A 240-nucleotide genomic window follows, 5' to 3' on the forward strand; every position below is an offset into this window, starting at 1 on the left:
TCTTCGACGATCTGCAAAACAGCCGGTTCCCAGATATGGAACACCCTTTCGCAATCGTCGCCAGCGGAAGGAGGGTCGGATTTTTCATTTTGCGCGAGAAACAGGCAGTGCCAGATTGGGCGCCTGGCGGCGTCGTTACGCCGCACAGCTTTCGCATTTCACGCGTTTGGCAGGGGAAAGGCTATGGTCGGGCCGGAGTGGATCTGGCGGTTTCCTGGGTGCGGTGGAACCGTCCCGACG

1 protein-coding gene is annotated in these 240 nt (G+C 59.6%); it reads left to right on the forward strand.

What is annotated here, in order from left to right:
- Window positions 1-240 (forward strand): hypothetical protein (locus KVT37_RS32755; protein ID WP_217579078.1); only part of this gene is annotated, 240 nt, incomplete at both ends.

Origin of the sequence: Mesorhizobium sp. GbtcB19, from assembly GCF_019091085.1 — a bacterium.
Lineage (GTDB): Bacteria > Pseudomonadota > Alphaproteobacteria > Rhizobiales > Rhizobiaceae > Mesorhizobium.